The organism is Gordonibacter pamelaeae 7-10-1-b (assembly GCF_000210055.1).
Lineage (GTDB): Bacteria > Actinomycetota > Coriobacteriia > Coriobacteriales > Eggerthellaceae > Gordonibacter > Gordonibacter pamelaeae.
The window spans coordinates 3,326,789-3,327,946 of the sequence record NC_021021.1 but is presented as its reverse complement, the minus strand read 5'-3'; the positions used below and the strand labels follow the sequence as shown (position 1 = coordinate 3,327,946).

The 1,158-nt window shown below is 71.5% G+C and carries 2 protein-coding genes; both read right to left on the bottom strand.

What is annotated here, in order from left to right:
• Positions 1–393, bottom strand: a 393-nt coding sequence (locus GPA_RS19610) for a hypothetical protein (protein WP_041239763.1), incomplete at its 3' end; no start/stop codon positions are given.
• Between the two features lie 56 nt (positions 394–449).
• A partial coding sequence (locus tag GPA_RS15270; protein WP_041239762.1) for a radical SAM protein occupies positions 450–1,158 on the bottom strand: 709 nt, incomplete at its 5' end.

Below are 1,158 nucleotides of genomic sequence, written 5' to 3'. Positions count from 1 at the left end.
GCTCAAGCCCTCGCCGATGCGCGCCGCCTCCTCGACCTGGCCGCCATCGGCCAGCGCCAGCGCGTAGAACGACAGGAACCACGAGCCCGCCTCCGTATACGGCTCCCCGATGGCGCGGGCGGGCGCGGCGGCCTGCGCGCGGAAGGCGTCCGGGTCGCATCCGTCGTTGTAGAGCGAGACGAGCTGCTCGGCCTTGCGGTCGGCCAGCTGCCCCATGAGGCGCGGCATGACGTACAGGCACGCGAAGAACAACATGAGCGACGAGAACAGCCCCGGCAGCGTCTTGACCACGTTGCCGCCCATCACCACGGAGAAGGCGGCGAGCGACGCCGCGGGTATCAGCACCGACAGCGCGTAGGCGGCCCAGACGTACTTCTTGAAATAGCGCAGCATGGCTCTCCTCGGTTCGCAGGTTAGGAGCCAGTATAGCGGAACCGCGGGGATGGCGCTCAGCAGTTGCCCAGCAGCACGTCGCCCAGGTGCCGGCGGGCCACGGCGGCGAGGCGGTGCAGGTCGGCCACGGGCGTGGGCGGGCGGTCGGCCATGCGATGGCAGGGGAAGAAGCGCGTGAGGTGGTACGGGATGGCGGGGTCGAGCGAGGCGAGCCAGGCGGCGGCCGCGTCGATGGTCGCCCCGTCGTCGTTCAGGCCGGGGATGACGAGCGTTGTCACCTCCAGGTGGCAGGCGGGAGCCGCGGCCAACGTGGCGATGGTGCGCCTCACGGCCTCGAAGTCGCCGCCAGCCACCTCGTAGAACGCCTGCGAGAAGCCCTTGAGGTCGATGTTGGCCGCGTCCAGGAGCGGCACGAGCCCGGCGAGCGGGCCCGGGTTGACCATGCCGTTGCTCACGAGCACGTTCGCCATCCCCCGCTCGCGCACGAGCCGCGCGGTGTCGATCACGAACTCGATGCCCACGAGCGGCTCGTTGTGCGTGTAGGCCACGCCCACGCAGCCGCGTCCCCGCGCCTCGAGCGCGAGGTCGGCCAGCTCGACGGGGGCCATCTCCCGCCACGGCACGTCGTCGGGCCCCGCGCAGGCGATGGAGGCGTTCTGGCAGAACGGGCAGCGCAGGTTGCAGCCGTAGGAGCCGACCGACAGCACGAGGGAGCCGGGACGCCAGCGCGCGAGCGGCTTCTTCTCCACCGGGTCGAGCGCGAGC